The organism is Sporolactobacillus caesalpiniae (assembly GCF_040513385.1).
Classification (GTDB): domain Bacteria; phylum Bacillota; class Bacilli; order Bacillales; family Sporolactobacillaceae; genus Sporolactobacillus.
In genome coordinates, this window is sequence record NZ_JBEVCB010000006.1 from 130,957 (window position 1) to 149,274 (window position 18,318).

Annotated in this window: 14 protein-coding genes and 1 other RNA gene; 12 read left to right on the forward strand and 3 right to left on the reverse strand. The window is 43.1% G+C overall.

The genetic code is table 11. The annotated features are described in order from the left end of the window. Positions 1-30: 30 nt before the first annotated feature. Positions 31-693, forward strand: a complete 663-nt coding sequence (locus tag ABWW58_RS12970; RefSeq protein ID WP_353869528.1) for an HAD family hydrolase — start codon at positions 31-33, stop codon at positions 691-693. Here ABWW58_RS12970 and ABWW58_RS12975 read toward each other — a convergent pair. Continuing rightward, positions 690-1,421 (reverse strand): SIR2 family NAD-dependent protein deacylase, encoded by a 732-nt coding sequence (locus tag ABWW58_RS12975; protein WP_353869529.1) that lies wholly within the window; start codon positions 1,419-1,421, stop codon positions 690-692. The two genes, ABWW58_RS12970 and ABWW58_RS12975, sit on opposite strands and share 4 nt — an antisense overlap. 115 nt (positions 1,422-1,536) lie before the next feature. On the opposite strand from ABWW58_RS12975, the gene ABWW58_RS12980 reads away from it, so the two are divergent. The 9 genes from ABWW58_RS12980 (at position 1,537) to parC (ending at position 15,125) form a co-directional block, all read left to right on the forward strand. After that, positions 1,537-3,795: a DEAD/DEAH box helicase gene (locus tag ABWW58_RS12980; RefSeq protein ID WP_353869530.1), complete on the forward strand. Its 2,259-nt coding sequence runs from the start codon at positions 1,537-1,539 to the stop codon at positions 3,793-3,795. Continuing rightward, the gene (locus ABWW58_RS12985; protein ID WP_353869531.1) at positions 3,792-5,078 is read left to right on the forward strand and encodes a ribonuclease H-like domain-containing protein; all 1,287 of its coding nucleotides are present in this window, start codon (positions 3,792-3,794) and stop codon (positions 5,076-5,078) included. Before ABWW58_RS12980 ends, ABWW58_RS12985 begins: the two co-directional genes overlap by 4 nt. A gap of 151 nt (positions 5,079-5,229) precedes the next feature. Continuing rightward, positions 5,230-5,820, forward strand: coding sequence for an SLOG family protein (locus ABWW58_RS12990; RefSeq protein WP_353869532.1), 591 nt, complete (start codon positions 5,230-5,232; stop codon positions 5,818-5,820). A gap of 110 nt (positions 5,821-5,930) precedes the next feature. Further along, positions 5,931-6,242: a cell division regulator GpsB gene (gene gpsB, locus ABWW58_RS12995; RefSeq protein WP_093669235.1), complete on the forward strand. Its 312-nt coding sequence runs from the start codon at positions 5,931-5,933 to the stop codon at positions 6,240-6,242. 72 nt (positions 6,243-6,314) lie between these two features. Beyond that, positions 6,315-6,703: RNase P RNA component class B (gene rnpB / locus ABWW58_RS13000), an RNA gene on the forward strand. 933 nt (positions 6,704-7,636) lie between these two features. Beyond that, the gene (locus ABWW58_RS13005; protein ID WP_353869533.1) at positions 7,637-8,773 is read left to right on the forward strand and encodes a THUMP domain-containing class I SAM-dependent RNA methyltransferase; all 1,137 of its coding nucleotides are present in this window, start codon (positions 7,637-7,639) and stop codon (positions 8,771-8,773) included. 329 nt (positions 8,774-9,102) lie between these two features. After that, entirely contained in the window at positions 9,103-10,614 is a 1,512-nt protein-coding gene (locus ABWW58_RS13010; protein ID WP_353869534.1) for a carboxypeptidase M32, read from the forward strand. A 105-nt stretch (positions 10,615-10,719) separates the two neighbouring features. Next, complete coding sequence (gene parE, locus ABWW58_RS13015; RefSeq protein WP_445783441.1) at positions 10,720-12,678, forward strand: DNA topoisomerase IV subunit B; 1,959 nt, start codon at positions 10,720-10,722, stop codon at positions 12,676-12,678. 2 nt (positions 12,679-12,680) lie between these two features. Beyond that, complete coding sequence (gene parC, locus ABWW58_RS13020) at positions 12,681-15,125, forward strand: DNA topoisomerase IV subunit A (RefSeq protein WP_353869535.1); 2,445 nt, start codon at positions 12,681-12,683, stop codon at positions 15,123-15,125. Positions 15,126-15,128: 3 nt separating this feature from the next. Here parC and ABWW58_RS13025 read toward each other — a convergent pair whose 3' ends face one another. Both ABWW58_RS13025 and ABWW58_RS13030 read right to left on the reverse strand, forming a co-directional pair. Further along, positions 15,129-15,614: a hypothetical protein gene (locus tag ABWW58_RS13025; RefSeq protein WP_353869536.1), complete on the reverse strand. Its 486-nt coding sequence runs from the start codon at positions 15,612-15,614 to the stop codon at positions 15,129-15,131. Between the two features lie 19 nt (positions 15,615-15,633). Continuing rightward, entirely contained in the window at positions 15,634-16,107 is a 474-nt protein-coding gene (locus ABWW58_RS13030) for a hypothetical protein (RefSeq protein ID WP_353869537.1), read from the reverse strand. A gap of 250 nt (positions 16,108-16,357) precedes the next feature. Between ABWW58_RS13030 and ABWW58_RS13035 the strand changes: the two genes are divergently transcribed. Both ABWW58_RS13035 and ABWW58_RS13040 read left to right on the forward strand, forming a co-directional pair. Beyond that, entirely contained in the window at positions 16,358-17,365 is a 1,008-nt protein-coding gene (locus ABWW58_RS13035) for an NAD(P)/FAD-dependent oxidoreductase (RefSeq protein WP_353869538.1), read from the forward strand. Between the two features lie 86 nt (positions 17,366-17,451). Continuing rightward, positions 17,452-18,318 (forward strand): GNAT family N-acetyltransferase, encoded by an 867-nt coding sequence (locus ABWW58_RS13040; protein ID WP_353869539.1) that lies wholly within the window; start codon positions 17,452-17,454, stop codon positions 18,316-18,318.

Sequence of the window (18,318 nt, forward strand, 5' to 3'; positions counted from 1 at the left end):
GAATTATCCTAACTTTGGAGGAGTATAAGAATGCAATTACGAAACGTGCTCTTTGATTTTGACGGAACACTTGCGAACACGCTACCGCTTACAGTTCACGCCATGCAAATTTTGTTTCAGAAATATGATGGACGAACCATCGACCACGATGGCATTGTTTCCATGTTCGGACCACCGGAAGAGGGCATGATTGCCAATAATTTCAAAAACAAAGCGGCAATTCCAGACGCGACAGAGCTTTATTTTGAAGTGTACGAGAAAGAACATGAACGATTTGTAGAGAAGAACGCTGAGATTTTTAACCTCTTGCATTTGTTGAAAGAACAAGGAATAAAGATTGGACTAATTACTGGAAAAGCACGTCGCTCCTACATCATTTCTGAAGAAAAGCTCGGTTTTCAAGGGATGTTCGATAGCGTCATCACGGGAGATGATGTCGTACTTCCTAAGCCGGATCCGGAAGGAATTAAGCGAACTCTTGAGACCTTTGAAGCCAATCTGGATGCGTCCATATATGTAGGCGACGCAAATGGTGATACTTTGGCAGGAAAAGCGGCGGGTATCCATACGGCTGCTGTTCAGTGGCTTGAAGTCTCACAATCTAGTTCATTTCCGGCAGAACCGGAATTCTATTGGACAAAAGTCAGCCAGTTTGTCGAGCTCCTGAAAAAAACAACTAACTCGTTACTTTAACAATGAATCGTGTTGGCATCAAACTTGAAAAAGTTCGTTTTTACAAATTGATTGACGGCGTCCATTTGCAGCGCCGGATGATCATTGATTAGTAGTGTGGGTACGCCGAATCTCTCCGCATACTCAGGCAAAAAGTTGATTGGAGCAACACCAAGCGACGTGCCGAGAATCAGCAAACGATCGGCTTGACTCACTGCTTGTTCGACAGCTCGTAAGCCGCGAACTGCTTCACCAAACAGTACAATATCTGGTTTTAATACCGTTCCGCATGGCTTGCCTTCTTTGGATAAGGCGGTACAATGCGGAACCTTTTCGTTTATCAATGTACGCGTTTCATAAACGGACGCGCATTTAGGGCAGATACAACGATTGAACGCACCGTGAACTTCGATGACCTGTGAACTGCCCGCCTTTACATGCAGACCGTCTATATTTTGCGTGATCACTGTGACTTGGTGCGCGCGTTCAAGGTCTTTCAACCAATAATGAACACGATTCGGCAGCGCTTCGAGTAATAGATTTGCATCAAATAGTGACCAATAGAATGTCCAGAATTCGGCGGGATGGGTTCGGAAGAAATGCATCGACAAACAACGTTCCACATCTGCATTTTGATAAAGACCATTCGTTCCGCGAAACGGTGGAATGCCGGATGGTACGCTGATTCCCGCCCCTGTAAGAATGGCGAGCTTTCGATCATTACGAATTTGTTCATTAAGTGTTGGCATGATAAACCCTCCGGTAGTTTTTAAATGTTTAGCGAACGTTTATTCGTTATGCTATAATGATGGACAGCAGGACTGTTCAGTAATAACGAACGATGCATGAATTGAGGTGGTTTAAATGATTGGACGTCAGAGCGTAAACGACCTTTTAAATCAATTGAAGAGCGATCCGAATATCGTTCATTGGCAAACCATTCCCAAAAGAGAAGCTAGATATGCGCCCTTTCCTCAATCCCTTGACGAAAGGCTGAAAGACGCGCTTGTTCGCCGCGGTGTTCAGTCACTCTATACCCACCAAGCAGAAGCCTATGAAGCGGTCAGTGGAGGAAAAGATGTCGTACTTGTGACTCCTACAGCCTCAGGTAAAACGCTGTGCTATAATTTGCCGGTACTCGAGGCTATGATTGAACATCCGGAAGGCAGAGCTCTGTATTTCTTCCCAACTAAAGCGCTTGCTCAGGACCAAATGAATGAGATGACTGAGCTTATAAACGAAATCGGTCTGCCAATAAAAAGTCATACCTATGATGGAGATACGGCGGGCTCAATCCGTCAGACGATCCGCCAGTCCGGACAAGTCGTAATGACCAATCCGGATATGCTTCATGCTTCTATTTTACCCCACCATACAAAGTGGGTCTCGCTATTTGAAAATCTTCAGTTCGTTATTATTGATGAGCTGCACACATACCGAGGCGTTTTCGGCAGTCATGTCGCCAATGTGATCCGACGTTTGAAAAGAATTTGTCATTATTATGGCAGTCATCCACAATTCATTTGTACATCGGCAACCATTGCCAATCCGAGAGAACACGCTGAAGCGTTGACGGGACGACGGATGTTTCTCATTGACCGCAACGGTGCGCCAAGTGTGCGAAAGCATTTTCTTATCTACAATCCGCCGGTAACGAATAAACAATTGAATGTGCGCGAGGACGAAAGCTACGCGGTGACTCGACTTGCGACTAACTTTTTAAAGAATAAAATTCAAACGATCGTTTTTGCGAAAAGCAGATTAAAAGTTGAGCTTCTGGTCAGTCATCTGCAAAAATTGAACAGCGGGAGGCAAGATCGAGCGAAAATATGTGCTTATCGAGGCGGTTATCTTCCACTTGAGCGGCGCAGAATTGAGCGGGGATTACGCAGCGGCGATATTATGGGGGTAGTCAGTACAAATGCGCTCGAACTGGGTGTGGACATCGGACAACTGCAAGTATGTATCCTAACCGGTTATCCGGGCAACATGGCAAGCGTTTGGCAGCAAGCGGGAAGGGCGGGAAGAAGGCAGGATGACGCAATAATTATTATGGTAACCTCCTCGAACCCGCTTGACCAGTACATGGCCGATCACGCGGACTACTTTTTCTCGAGAACCCCGGAGGAAGTGCGTATCAATCCCGATAATATCATGATTCTAATGGAGCATATCAAATGTTCCGCCTATGAACTGCCCTTCAAAAGAGGGGAGCTGTTTGGCGAGGAAGCAGTCGATGAACTATGCGACTATCTCACTGACGAGGATGTGCTCCATTTTCAAAGAGGAAAATGGTATTGGATGAGTGACGGCTTCCCTGCGAACAATGTCAGTTTACGATCTGCAGCGCAAGACTCATTTGCGATCGTTGATGTAACCGATCAGGGTCATGCAAAAGTAATCGGTGAGATGGACCGTTTTGGAGCAATGACCATGCTTTACGAAGATGCGATCTATATTCATCAAGGGACACAGTATCATGTCGATGATTTGGATTTGGAAGAACGTAAAGCGTATGTGCGCAAAGTCAATGTCAATTATTATACAGATTCAGACTTAGCTGTTCAGCTTGATGTTCTGGAGATGGACAAGCATGCTGATTTTGACAACGATAAATTGGAAAAAGGTTATGGAGACGTCTCTGTCCGCGCACTGCCAACAATTTTCAAAAAGATTCGGTTTGAAACCTATGAAAATATCGGATGGGGAAAAATCCATCTTCCAGAGCTTGAAATGCATACGAACGCAGCATGGCTCAGCTTTGATCCGGCGCTTTTAGATGTCTATGGTAAAGATGTTTTTCAGGGGGCGCTTGTTGGACTCAGCCACTTGCTTCGTCACGCAGCACCGCTATTTGTTATGTGCGATCAATCGGATCTTTCCGTTATTCCAAAGATCAAGGCGCCGCATAATGAGAAGCCAACGGTTTTTTTGTACGACAAATACCCGGGCGGTATCGGCCTTAGCGAGAAACTATATCAGGAAATGCCTAAGCTGCTGGATAAGGCAAGTGAAATGGTGGAGAATTGTACTTGCGAATCCGGATGTCCCTCGTGTATCGGCTTTGTCAATGAAGGCAGGGCAGCTAAATTGACGCTAAGGCGTTTGTTAAGGGAACGATGAATGTGTCACTAACTAAGAAATTACAACTGTATCGCAAACAGCTGCATGAACAAAATGCTAGGACCGCGCAAAAATCCGATCATGATTCCGACTGCTCTGAGAAAAGGGAGGAGCTGGAAAATAAAGAGATTCGGCGGGCGGCGGGCGCACTTGGCGCATCAATTCGTCATTTTGATGATCAATTTGTACTCGTTCATACCGAGCGCCTCCCACTTAGTACGAAAATCGGTCCTTATACTTTAGGCGAATTGAAGCCGATCGTTGACATGTGGCAATCGGATATTTCTGATCATCCATTATCGGCGCGTGGCCTGCATGCGGATGATCTGCTTTTTTTTGATACGGAGACAACAGGACTAGGTTCCGGCACAGGGCAGATGATCTTTTTAATCGGTTGGGCCCGCGTCACCTGTAATGGACTTGAGTTAAAGCAATATTTTTTACCGGGTCCCGGACATGAAGCAGCCTTTTACGATACCTTTTTAAAAGATTGCGGTTCCCTAAAAAATTTAGTAACTTTTAATGGGAAAGCGTTCGACTGGCCAAGAGTGAAAACGCGGCACCAATTTGTGCGTGATCAGGTACCAAAGCTGCCGGCTTTCGGACATTTCGATCTTTTGCATGCGTCGCGTCGATTATGGAAAAAAAGACTGGAGTCGGTACGTCTTCAAACAATTGAAAGCGAAATTCTGTCCATGGAGAGATCTGTTGATGTTCCAGGAAAAATGGCGCCTTTTCTCTACTTTCAATTTCTGAAACATCCGGATGCACAGTTAGTAAAAGGAATTATCGAACACAACCGTAAAGATGTGCTGACACTAATTTGTCTCTATATTCATTTATCAAATAAAATTTTGGGAGAAATTGAGTGTGATACAGAAGAACAATATGAAATTGCCCGATGGTCGGATCAACTCGGTAATCACGAGAAAGCACGTCAACTCTGGGAAACACTAATCAATGGCAAGTCTTCGTATCAAAGTTCGGCCAAGGTGCGACTTGCTGAGCTGTGTAAACGAGAAGGTAACTATGTATACTCCTTGAACTTGTTTCGGTCCGTCATCCGAGAATACGGAGATCAAGATGGCTCGCTGTGTATTGAAGCCGCAAAATTATTGGAACATCGGTTTAAGGATTATGAAAAAGCGATCCATTATACCCAAAAAGCTATTGAGCGCCTTCACAAGAGTCAGGGTTCTGATGAGACAATTGCGAAGACTGAGGCAATGTATGCAAAACGATTAAATCGTCTTGATCAGAAACAATTCGAGAAATTTTCTTGAGAAATAAGGATATTACCCGGGCAAGCGCAAAAAACGCCTAAAATCGTCACCGCTCGTCCCTTTAGACGTTCAATTGGCAATTATTCGACAATAAGCGATGCGTTTGATCCCCAAGTAATCACCATCTTATTTTGAAAGGAGGGGGAATGTGATGCATGAAGATGGATCAGTTATTCTTGTTACTGGTTACAAAGCTCATGAGTTAGGTGTTTTTTCAAACGATCATCCCGGAATTCCGGTTATTTGCTACGCATTAAAGAAAAAAATACGCGAGTATGCAGAAGACGGTGCAGACTGGTTTGTGATTAGTGGTCAGACTGGAGTAGAACTTTGGGCAGGACAGGTGTGCCTCGAACTAAGAGACAATGATAAAATAAACGTCAAGCTTGCGGTACTCATGCCTTTTCTTAATCAAGAGGAGCATTATAAGGATTGGCAGAAGGAGCTTTACGTACACGTTATTGAACAGGCTGATTACACGGGTGTTATCAGTAATCGTCCCTACGAAAATCCATCACAGCTTCGTCAAAAGAATGACTTTCTTGTCGCGAAAACAGATGCCATGCTGATCGTTTATGATGAAGAGTCTCCGGGTTCACCCAATTTTTACTTAGGAGCGGCAAAACGGAAGGCTCATGAATCCGCTTACCCCATCCAGACAATCGACCGTTATGACATGGAGCTTGCCTCTGAAGAGCTCCAGCAGCAAAACCCCGACTACTGGACGGGTGGAGATGATTGACCTCATCACTTGTCTGGATTGAGTGAAAAAAATCGTAATGAATGAACCATTGACACAATAGACTAAATTTGAAAAAATAAGATGAGATCATTAGTTTGGAGTGGGTCGACTTGACAGAACAGAAAACGATTAGATTAACTAAAAATGATATTCTTCATAAAGAGTTTAAATCCGGGTTTCATGGTTACCAACAAGATGAGGTTGATCAATTTCTGGATCTAGTGATCAGCGACTATGATGTTTTTCATGCGGAGATAGTGCGCCTGCGTGAAGAAAACAAACGGTTAAAAAGCCAATTGTTGGATGAAGATGGGCAACGATCCGTGCAGCCTGTTGAAAATCAAGGCTTAACCAATTATGATATTCTTAAACGTCTATCTAATCTTGAGAAACATGTATTCGGCAGCAAATTAGGTGAATAAGATCAATTAATTAAAAATATGGGTTGCTTCTTTTATTAAAGTGCTCTATAATATGTAGCTGTGACATTGTTTGTGTTCGGGTGATCGCTGTATTCCTTGTGAATATAGAGGAAAGTCCATGCTCGCACGGTCTGTGATGACCGTAGTGTTCGTGCCTGGCGAAGTCATAAGCCAGGGTAGCTTGGAGTAATCTAGGCTAACGGCGGGATAGAAGCCTGTGTTCCTACGGGAATATGGCTTGCTGTCCTGTAAAGTGCCATAGTGACGATGTCTTTTGGAAACAAAAGAAGTGGAACGCGGTAAACCCCTCGAGCGGGAAACTCAAACTTGGTAGAGGAACCCTTTGGAAGGAACCAAACGGAAAAAGGGACAGATGATTCTGTAGATAGATGATTGCCGCTTTCGTACGAGGAGCATGCAGCTCCGCTTGAGTACGAAAGTACAGAACATGGCTTACAGAACATAAATAATGCATATTATTAATGAAGAAAAAGCCCTGTACGGGCTTTTTTTGTTACACTGATAAGAAAGTATAAGATCTTGAGCATGCTGACCCAGAAAAAGTATCCAGATACGAAAGCGCGAGACGCCTGCGGGACAGCGAGCCAGGGGAGACCCCGCAGACTCCCGGATCGCCCGCGGCAAGCGAGCAGCTGAAGTGTCGTTCAAGTTCAAGGTTGATGGATCAAAGCCGCGTGCAGAATGACAGCCAAGGATTAGGCTGTGCCCGGTTTTTCTAACAATGGTAAGAAAGTATAGCGTTTTGCCTTGCCGGTACGACGATAAGGTCATAAGATTCGATTGGGTTGAGCAGGTTAGCGCCCAATCTGAGAAATAAACGGAAAAATTCCGCTTAATTACAAAATGAATGAAAAAATTGCTTAAATAGACGGATAAATTCCGCTTATCGAATTGAAAAACGTGAAAATGGAGGGTTTTTCTGTGCATAAGCGGAAAAATTACCCTTATGTACCTGTAAAACAAGCGCCAGGATGCATATAACCGGAAAATCTCCGCTTATTTTACTCCGGCCTCGTTACTTAATTAAGGATCAAAATGATTGATGAACTAGAAATATCTGTTCGCGCACAAGGTTGATGATTCAAAACGGTATCTGGAGCAAAGGAGCTTTCGTATGTAAGGAACTTTCGCGTTGCATACGTCCTGTATGCAACGCGAAAGTCACCGCGTCCTGCGGAAGTAAGGATCGGGCTGTGCCCGGTTTTTCTAACACTGGTAAGAAAGTATAGAAAAAATTTAAAGGAAACGAGCGTAAGTTCAACTAGGCCTCTGTCTGCGCCAGAGGCTTGCCAATCGGCAAGTTTTCTAATAAAAAATTGTTAGCTTCCGCTAGTGTATATAAAAGCAGGGAATACCAAGAAGGGAACAAATAGATGACAGATAAATGGACGCTGATCGCGACGACAGCGATGGGCCTTGAAGCGATTGCTGCAAGGGAACTGAAAAATTTAGGTTATGATGACTTGAAGGTGGAAAATGGCAGGATTTTGTTTACAGGCGGTCCGAGGGATATCTGCCGCTGTAATCTTTGGCTGCGGACGGCGGATCGCCTAAGACTCCAAATCGGCTGCTTTAAGGCCACTACCTTCGATGAACTTTTTGAACAAACGAAAGCTTTGCCATGGGCGGATTTCCTGCCGGAGAACGCCTTGTTCCCTGTGACAGGTAAATCACATAAATCGTTACTGCACAGTGTTCCAGATTGCCAAGCTATTGTAAAAAAAGCGATTGTTGAGTCGTTAAAGACCCATTATCACCAAGAATGGTTTCAGGAAGACGGACCGATGTTTAAAATTCAGGTCGCTATTGAAAAGGATTGGGCCACTTTGTCCATTGATACTTCGGGTGAAGGCTTGCATAAACGCGGGTATAGGCGGCTTCATAATTTGGCGCCGCTCAAAGAGACCTTGGCGAGCGCGATGATTTTATTAAGCCGCTGGACTCCTGATCGTCCATTTGTCGATCCATTCTGCGGATCCGGAACCCTGCCTATTGAAGCCGCAATGATCGGACAAAATATCGCTCCTGGATTTAACAGGGAATTTGTCTCCGAATCATGGCCGGTGATTGATAAAGAAAATTGGGTGAATGCACGCGATGAGGCTGAAAATAAGGCAAACTATGATCAATCATTAATGATTCTGGGCAGCGATATAGATCATAACATGGTTGAATTATCGGAACATAATGCACTCGAGGCTGGATTTGGCGGCCTGATTACATTTAAACAGATGCAGGTTGCTGATTTTACAACAAAAGATGAAAACGGATGTATGATTGGAAATCCACCGTATGGGGAACGAATGGGTGACGAGCAGCAAATCCAAGCAATTTGTAAAGATTTAGGAAACTTGTACAAAACATACAAATCGTGGTCCTTGTACTTTATCTCATCTTTTGAACAATTTGAGACCTATTTCGGACGACCGGCAAGTAAGAAAAGAAAGTTGTATAATGGTCGGATTCGCACTGATTATTTCCAGTACTTTGGAAAGAAACACATTGACTAGTTCTAGAAAACTTGGCTTCGCCAAGCCTTTTTTATGCGAAGCCGCCGTCGCGAAGGCCATGGGCAGCCTAGTGTCGGTGATCCGTAGGAGGACGCACTTCCGCAGGATGTGGTGGCTTCGAAGTTTGCCGGACCACTTATACTATAACCCTTAAAATTAGATACTTTCTTATAGTATAAAATAACGGCATTTCGATTTTAGAAGACAAAAAAAGATGATTTTTAAGTTAACGTTCTTCACAAAGAAAGAAGGACATTATGATTGATAAAGAGAAAGAAGAATGAGACAAAGGACATCCGGCATTTACTATCGTAGAAGGAGCGTTTTCAATGGCTATTTCTGATATCGTGGATTCATATGATCATTATGTAAAGAAAATCATGGATTTTAACGAATCAATCGCACTTGCAGAGTGGGATATGAGGACAGGTGCACCTAAAAAAGGAATCAAGCAACGTTCAGAGGTTGTCGGCACACTCTCTGATGAAGTTTTTAAGCGTTCAACATCCAAAGAAATGAAAGGATACATAGACGCACTTACCGACTCTTCCGTGCAAGACCAACTAAGCCTTATTACGAAAAAAATGGCTGAGAAATCTAAAAAAATGTATGATCAATACGTAACTATTCCTCCCGAAGAGAATAAAGCGTATGTTATTCTTCAATCTGAAGCGCAAAGTGTATGGCGGGAAGCAAAAGCAAAGAGCGATTTTGAACTGCTTAGGCCATACCTCGAGAAAATAGTGGCATTCAAACGCAATTTTATTGACTATTGGGGCATCAAAACAAATAAATATGACGCTTTACTTGATCAGTACGAACCTGGATTGACCGCTGAAACCATTGACCAAGTCTTTGGAAAACTTCGCGAGGGGTTAATTCCCCTTGTTGAATCGGTCACTTCTTCACATGCTCAGCCGGATCGTTCATTCCTTTCAATCCCATTTCCAGTGGAAAAACAAAAAGAACTTTGTCTCAATCTGCTTAAGGAAATCGGCTATGACTTTGAAGCGGGACGCCTTGATGAGACCGAACATCCATTTGAAATTACACTTAATCCAGGCGATGTGCGTGTAACAACTAATTATCAGGAACTAGATTTTATCTCCACTGTTTTGGGGACAATTCACGAAGGCGGTCATGCTCTCTATGAACAGCATATTTCACGGGAGCTTGTTGGTACGCCGCTCTGTGAAGGCACATCTATGGGCATCCATGAATCACAATCGCTATTTTTCGAGAACTTCATCGGTCGAAGCAAATCATTTTGGACGTGTCATTACGATAAATTAAAGCATTATGCTAACGGTCAGTTTGACGATGTGGCACTCGATGATTTTTATCGAGCAATCAATGTTTCTCATCCATCGTTCATCCGAACCTTAGCCGATGAATTAACCTATCCGCTCCATATTATGGTACGCTATGATATTGAGAAGGCACTATTCAATGGTGATCTGCAGGTAAAAGATCTGCCGGGCGTCTGGAATGAAAAAATGAATGAGTATCTCGGCATTACCCCGGCAAATGATCGCGAAGGCGTGCTTCAGGATATTCATTGGCCGGGCGGAGACTTTGGCTATTTTCCATCTTATGCGCTCGGGTATGTTTACGCGGCTCAATTCAGGCAGACAATGACAAAGGATATTCCGGATTTTGATGAACATGTACGTTCAGGAAATCTAAAAGTTGTCACAAATTGGCTTAGTAAACATATACACCAGTTCGGAAGTTTGAAAAAACCACTTGAAATACTTAAAGATACGACTGGAGAAGGACCGAATCCTGACTATCTGCTGAACTATTTATCTGAAAAATATAGTGACATTTATCGGTTGTAATTTGTAAAATTCAAAGAAACAGCAAAGAAAAGGCCTGACCTTCACTGTTGGATCGGGATAAATCCCATTCGTTCTATGAACGGGATGAAGAAAGGGGTTCTTTATTTGGCAAGACAAGTATCGTCTTATGATGATGACACCATACAAATACTCGAAGGATTGGAAGCCGTACGCAAACGTCCGGGCATGTATATTGGTTCAACGGATTCAAGAGGACTTCATCATCTCGTCTATGAAATCGTTGATAATGCTGTAGACGAAGCACTGGCCGGATATGGCAATGAAATTCTTGTACGCATTCATAAAGACGGCAGCATCAGTGTTCGCGACTTCGGACGCGGAATGCCTACAGGAATGCACCGTACTGGAAAGCCGACTGTTGAAGTAATCTTTACTGTTCTTCATGCAGGAGGCAAGTTCGGTCAGAGCGGCGGCTATAAAACAAGCGGCGGACTGCATGGCGTTGGTTCTTCTGTTGTGAACGCTCTTTCCGAATGGCTTGAAGTTACCATATGGCGTGATGGGAAGGTATTTCAGCAGCGCTTTGAAAACGGAGGACATCCAGCCACAACCTTAGAACAGATTGGTACTACACGCGGAAAAGGATCCTTGATTCATTTTAAACCGGATCCGAACATTTTCAGTACAACAACTTATCAGTTTGACATTCTCAGTGAACGACTTCGCGAGTCCGCATTTCTGCAAAAAGGAATGAAAATTGTACTGACAGATGAACGAAGTGATCGTGAAGAAGTCTTTCACTATGAGGAAGGGATTAAAGAATTCGTTGCTTATCTGAATGAGGACAAAGATGTACTGCATCCGGTTGTGGCTTTTGAAGGCACTGCGAACGAGATGGAAGTAGAAGTTGCTTTTCAGTTTAACGACGCCTACTCAGAAAGCTTGATTTCTTTCGTGAATAACGTTCGCACTAAGGACGGCGGTACTCATGAATCCGGATTCAGGACTGCTTTGACTCGCGTATTTAATGATTATGCGCGTAAATCAGGAATTCTGAAAGAAAAAGAGAAGAATTTGGACGGCAGCGATATACGTGAGGGATTCATGGGCATTGTTTCCATTAGAGTACCGGAACATTTACTTCAGTTCGAAGGTCAAACCAAAGAAAAATTGGGGACTAATGAAGCACGTTCGGCAGTGGACACGGTTGTATCTGAACAATTGGCCTATTTTCTTGAGGAAAATCCACAAACCAGTGAAATGTTGATTCGAAAGGCGATGCGTGCGCGTCAAGCCCGTCTTGCAGCACGAAAGGCTAGAGAAGATGCTCGAAACGGCAAAAAATCAAAGCGAAAAGAATCAGTGCTTAGCGGTAAATTAACCCCTGCATCTTCAAAAAATGCGGATCGAAATGAGCTGTATTTGGTCGAGGGTGATTCGGCGGGCGGCTCGGCAAAACAAGGTCGTGACCGTAAATTTCAAGCAGTTTTGCCACTCCGAGGCAAGGTCATTAACACGCAGAAAGCCCGTCTCGAAGAAATTATGAAAAATGAAGAAATTAATACCATTATTTATGCGATCGGTGCCGGTGTTGGCGCGGATTTTTCCATTAAAGACAGCAATTACGATAAAATCATCATTATGACCGATGCTGATAACGACGGTGCACATATTCAAGTACTATTACTTACGTTCTTCTATCGCTACATGCGACCACTTATTGACGCTGGAAAAGTGTACATCGCTCTTCCTCCACTCTATAAAGTAAGCAAAGGCGTCGGCAAAAAGGAAACGCTTGAATACGCATGGGACGATAACGGACTCAAAGAAGCGATCCAGAAGATTGGCAAGGGCTACACTATCCAGCGATATAAAGGCTTAGGCGAAATGAACGCTGATCAGCTGTGGGAGACAACGATGAATCCGGAATCACGGGCCTTAATTCAAGTACGTATCGAGGATCCGGCTTATGCTGAACGCAGGGTGACGACACTTATGGGCGACAAAGTGGAGCCGCGGCGTAAATGGATTGAATCGCATGTGGCTTTCGGTCTCGATGAAGTTGAAAGCGAAGGACTGACCGCTGTGAAAGGTGTGAAATAATTGTGGCAAATAGAGAAAAATTATTGAATCGGACGCTCGAAGAAGTTATGGGCGACCGATTCGGCATTTATAGTAAATACATTATCCAGGAGCGTGCGCTTCCCGATGTTCGTGATGGTTTAAAACCGGTGCAGCGCCGTATTCTATATGCGATGCTCCGCGATGGCAACACAAATGATAAACCGTTTCGTAAATCGGCGAAAACGGTCGGTAATGTGATTGGTAATTACCATCCGCATGGAGACTCATCGGTTTATGAAGCAATGGTGCGTATGAGTCAGGATTGGAAAGTACGGATGCCGCTGATTGAAATGCACGGAAACAACGGCAGTCTTGATGGTGATCCGCCTGCAGCGATGCGTTATACAGAAGCGAGGCTCTCCAAAATATCCGCCGAACTGCTTCGCGACATCGATGCAAAGACCGTTGATTACGTGCTTAATTTTGATGATTCTACTGAAGAACCAACTGTTTTCCCATCAAAGTTTCCAAATTTGCTCGTAAATGGATCAACCGGGATATCTGCTGGTTACGCAACTGAAATTCCGCCGCATTGCCTATCCGAAATCATTGACGCAACGATCATGCTGATGGAAAATCCTGATGCAACAGTCGACGACTTGATGACCTTCGTCAAGGGGCCGGATTTCCCGACAGGTGGAATTGTACAAGGCCTAGATGGCATTAAGAAGGCGTACAGAACAGGCAAGGGTAAAATTGTTCTTCGCGCGCGTACAAAAATTGATACGCTCCGCACCGGACGAAAACAGATTATCATTATGGAGTTGCCTTATGAAGTTAATAAGGCAATGCTCGTGAAAAAAATGGATGAGCTTCGACTTGACCACAAGGTTGAAGGCGTGGCCGAGGTTAGAGACGAAACAGATCGCAGCGGTATGCGTGTTGTTATCGAACTGAAAAAAGACGCTGATCCCAATGGAATTCTTAACTATTACTTTAAAAATACAGATCTGCAAATTTCTTATAACTTCAATATGGTCGCAATTGATCACAAAGCACCGCGTCAACTCGGGCTCAAAGAAATTCTTGAAGCATACATCAAGCACCAAAAAGAGGTAATAACCAGGCGCTCTCAGTTCGAGTTACAGAAAAGTATTGATCGTCAGCACATCGTACGCGGTCTGATTAAGGCAATCTCTATTCTTGATGAAGTTATTCGTGTCATTCGCAGTTCAAAGGACAAAAAGAACGCAAAGCAGAACCTGTCAGACTCATTTGGATTTACCGAAGCACAGGCAGAAGCTATTGTGAATTTACAATTGTATCGCTTAACCAACACGGACATCGTGACACTTCAAGAAGAGGAACATCAACTTGATCAGCTGATCGCCAAACTGCAGGGCATCCTCAATTCCGGTAAAAAATTAATTGCTGTAATCAAAAAAGAATTGGTTGAAGTACGAAAAAAGTATGCAGACGCAAGAAGGACAACTATCGAAGCGGAAATTGAAGAAATTAAAATTGATCTTGAGGTCATGGTTGCTTCCGAAGAAGTCATGGTGTCTCTGACAAAACATGGCTATATAAAGCGATCCAGTTTGCGTTCTTATTCTGCGAGCGGTGATGATGCTGTGGCGATGAAAGATACGGATCACGCGTTCTTCCAGCAACAGATGAATACAACAGACACCTTGCTCGTGTTTACAGATAAAGGTCGATATGTTTACCTTCCTGTCCATGAGATCCTAGATCGACGTTGGAAGGAGCTTGGACAACACATTGCGAGCCTGGTTCCAATTGACTCTGATGAAGGAATTATATCCGCAGTTCCAGTCAAAGACTTTGATCACACGAATTTGTATATGACATTTTTCACCAAGCTTGGTATGGTAAAACGAACGAAATTGAGTGAATATAAAGCACAAAGACGTTCAAAACCGTTGACCGCCTTGAAGTTGAAAAAAGATGATTCCTGCCTTGCCGCTATGGCGACAAACGGTTCTTATGATCTAGTACTGGCAACACATATGGGTTATGGATTACGATTTTCTGAGGAAGAAGCGGGCGAGGTCGGTATGAGAGCAGCCGGTGTTAAAGCAGTGCAATTAAAGAATGGCGATACTTTAGCCGGTGCTGTCGCATACGACCACAGTTCCAAACGTCATTTGCTGATTGTGACTGATCGAGGAGCTGTTAAAAAAATGGCTGTGGACGGTCAGATTGACAGGACCGGGCGACCAAGACGCGGCGTTCAAATAGTGCGCGAACTAAAGGCGCGACCACATCATATTGCTGGATTTACACTTGTTGATCCAAATGATCGGATAACAATCAGCACTGATAAGGGCAAGAGCGTAGTCGTACAAGCTTCAGACATTCGTGCATCCGATCGCTACAATAACGGTTCCTTTGTTTTAGATCAAGACGATGACGGCACCGTAACGGACATTTGGATCGATGTAAAGCAAGAAAATGAACGTGCATGACGCTTATCTTTTTTGAATGAAGAATTGATAATAGATCATTGTCACGGTAAGAACAATGATGTAAATCGGCAACGAGAAAAAAAGCTGATAACCATTTTTATAATGATAAACACCAACATGCCAAGCTAAAGCTTCGGCAACTACAGCGATCAGCGACCACATCGAGATATAGAAAAAATAAGTTGTTCGATTTTTTCTAATAATCGCGTATAAATAAACGAAAAAATACCCGAAGGGGCTGAACATGACACAAGAAAGCAGATCCCAGAAATCAGTGTGTGGCGTATCATTGATATTATAATAATTGAACGGATTAATGCACACGGTGTTGTCAAAAAAAGTACTGATATAATTGCCGATCAGAAGCATCGTAATGGTCTGCTGCTTGGAAAAATACTTCGGTAAAAGAAACATAACTAAATAGGCCAGCGCCCCGGTAATTAGAATGAAAATTTCATTTGAATCAAAAACTGTGCCTTTAGGTATCATGTTAAACTCCTTTTATCGTTTACTTATCAGGTAATTGCTGCTTTTCGCCCAGATTTCGAAAAGCTTTGGATAATGCAAGCATAAACGCGAAGTAACAAATAAAGTAAATACTTAGCTTAACAGAACTGATTGTCGAGACAATCGTGTGCTTTTCATCGAGCCGGCAGAACAGCAGAAACGTGCAGAGACTAACCAGAAATATGAGCAGTCGTTTCCAGAAACTTTTATAGTGAACTAAATTAATGGAGATTAACGTGAGCAGAGGGAAAATAATGTTTCGATTGATTAGAAAAGCGACGGTTCCTTCAATACTGTAATTAAAACCAGGATCACCAAAATACATGCGCTTTGCCGGAATCAAAAGTGATAGCATAATGGTGATTGAACTGGAGAGAAAAAGAAAGAGATTTTCTTCACGTGACAGCTGCTTGGGTATCATAATGAAAAGATTTATGACAATCCAAGCCAGGCATAAGGTTGTTGCAAGAATCATTCATTAACCTCTCCTTTGATCCAGAGATTGTTAAAAACAAGAAGCTATACGAATTAATTGATTCACTAATGATACTAACTGTTATCTTGAACGTTTTGAGTGAATTTCATTCTTTATCCTTCCAACTAAATAAACTGTTTATTATTCATGTGACGCTAACGAGCTTTCTAATAGCAATGAGAATAAAAATCATTTAGAATAATACATGACTTAAAAAGAACCGGTTTTGAAGGTATTTGGAGGGATTGTTTTGATGAAAGATCAGGAACTCTTTGATATAACGATTATTGGTGGCGGTCCGACGGGGCTTTTTGCCGCTTTTTATGCTGGAATGCGGCAAATGAAGGTGAAAATTATTGAAAGTCTTCCTCAACTTGGGGGGCAGCTCAGCACACTCTATCCGGAAAAGGAGATCTTCGATGTAGCGGGATTTCCAAGAATTAAAGCTAAGGATTTAGTCAAGAATCTAATCGAACAAGCCCAGCAATTTCACCCGACAATTGTTCTAGATGAGAAGATTGAAACAATGAACAGATTGGAGAATGGCGTAATTGAGCTTGGCAGTGCTTCCGGTGAAATTCATCGTACGAAAACCGTTGTGATTACAGCGGGTGTCGGCGCATTTTCCCCCAGACCTCTTAAGGTGGAACAGGATGTTACTGCGGTCACTAACATTCATTATTACGTTCAAGATGTGACTGTTTTTAAGAATAAACGGGTTGTAATTCTTGGAGGAGGCGACTCGGCAGTCGATTGGGCGAACACATTGGGACCGATCGCTAAAGAGGTTACGATCGTTCATCGCCGTGAGCAGTTCCGCGCCCATGAGACAAGTGTTGAGGAAATGAAAAAAGCTTCGGTTCAAGTGAAAACACCATTTGTTGCAAAAGCTGTTACAAGCAAACAAAACAAAATTGATCAATTAATTATCCAAATGGTTAAAGGTGACGATGAGGAAGCGTTACCGCTTGACGATCTGATTGTGAATTATGGTTTTGTTTCTGCGCTTGGTCCGATTAAAGATTGGGGCCTTGATCTTGAAAAGAATTCAATTCTGGTGAATAGTAAAATGGAAACCAACATCCCCGGTGTCTATGCTGCCGGTGATATCGCCGCATATCCTGGCAAAGTGAAGCTGATCGCAACCGGACTAGGAGAGGCGCCCACTGCGGTGAATAATGCCAAGCACTATATTGATCCAGATTCAAGAGCGCAACCAATGCATAGTTCTAGTGCCGGCGAACTATTTATAAAATAGGGCGATGCGTCTCAGAAGCCTGAACTTTTTCAGGCTTCTTTGCGTGTCTGGAAAGTATAAACCCCATAAATGACTGGAGCTAACCGATGATTATCAAATCTGTATCTCGACTAGAAACAGAAATAAAAAAGCAAATAAATGAATTGGAACACATTTGTTCAAAAGCAGACGGCGTCAAGTACCTGACTGATTTAGATGATTCGCTTAATGCGCATAAAGAAATGAACCATACATTTCTGTGCTACGAGGATCAGAAACTTATTGCCTTTTTACATCTATTCGCACCAATGAGTTCCGAAGCTGAATTATCGGCACTAACACTTCCGGATTATCGCAGAAATGGTTATTTTACCGCACTGCTGCTTCGGGCCACAGAGGAGCTGAACACTTTTCAAGTACCTGACTTGCTTTTTGTATCACAAGCATCATTTCCGGATAAGAATATTGCTGAGCATCTCGGTGCGACTTATGAATTTTCAGAGCATCTGATGTCACTTAATCGATCTACATATAAAAGACAACCAATAGATTCGAAAATAGTAATAAAGCAACAAAAAATGGAACACATGGAACAATTGATTGATATTAGTGTAAACTGTTTCCATGACAGCAGGGAAGATGTGCGAAAATTAATTGAAATGGCCCTGCTCTCAGCGAATCGACGAGGGTTTATGGCTGTGCTTGATGATCAGATTGTTGGGATTTGTTATGTACGCTTTGACGAAACCGAAGCTTTTCTATTCGGATTTGGTGTGATGGCTGAATATCAAGGAAGAGGGATTGGCGGAGCGTTTCTTAAATTGATCTTGAATGAGCTGTTCTCCGGCATAATCTCGGTAGTGAAATTAGAGGTCGAATCGAGGAATGCATCCGCGTTTCATGTTTACAAAAAAACGGGATTTACTGCAGATGAGACGATTGACTATTATCGTGTGCATGTAAAAGATCTTTGA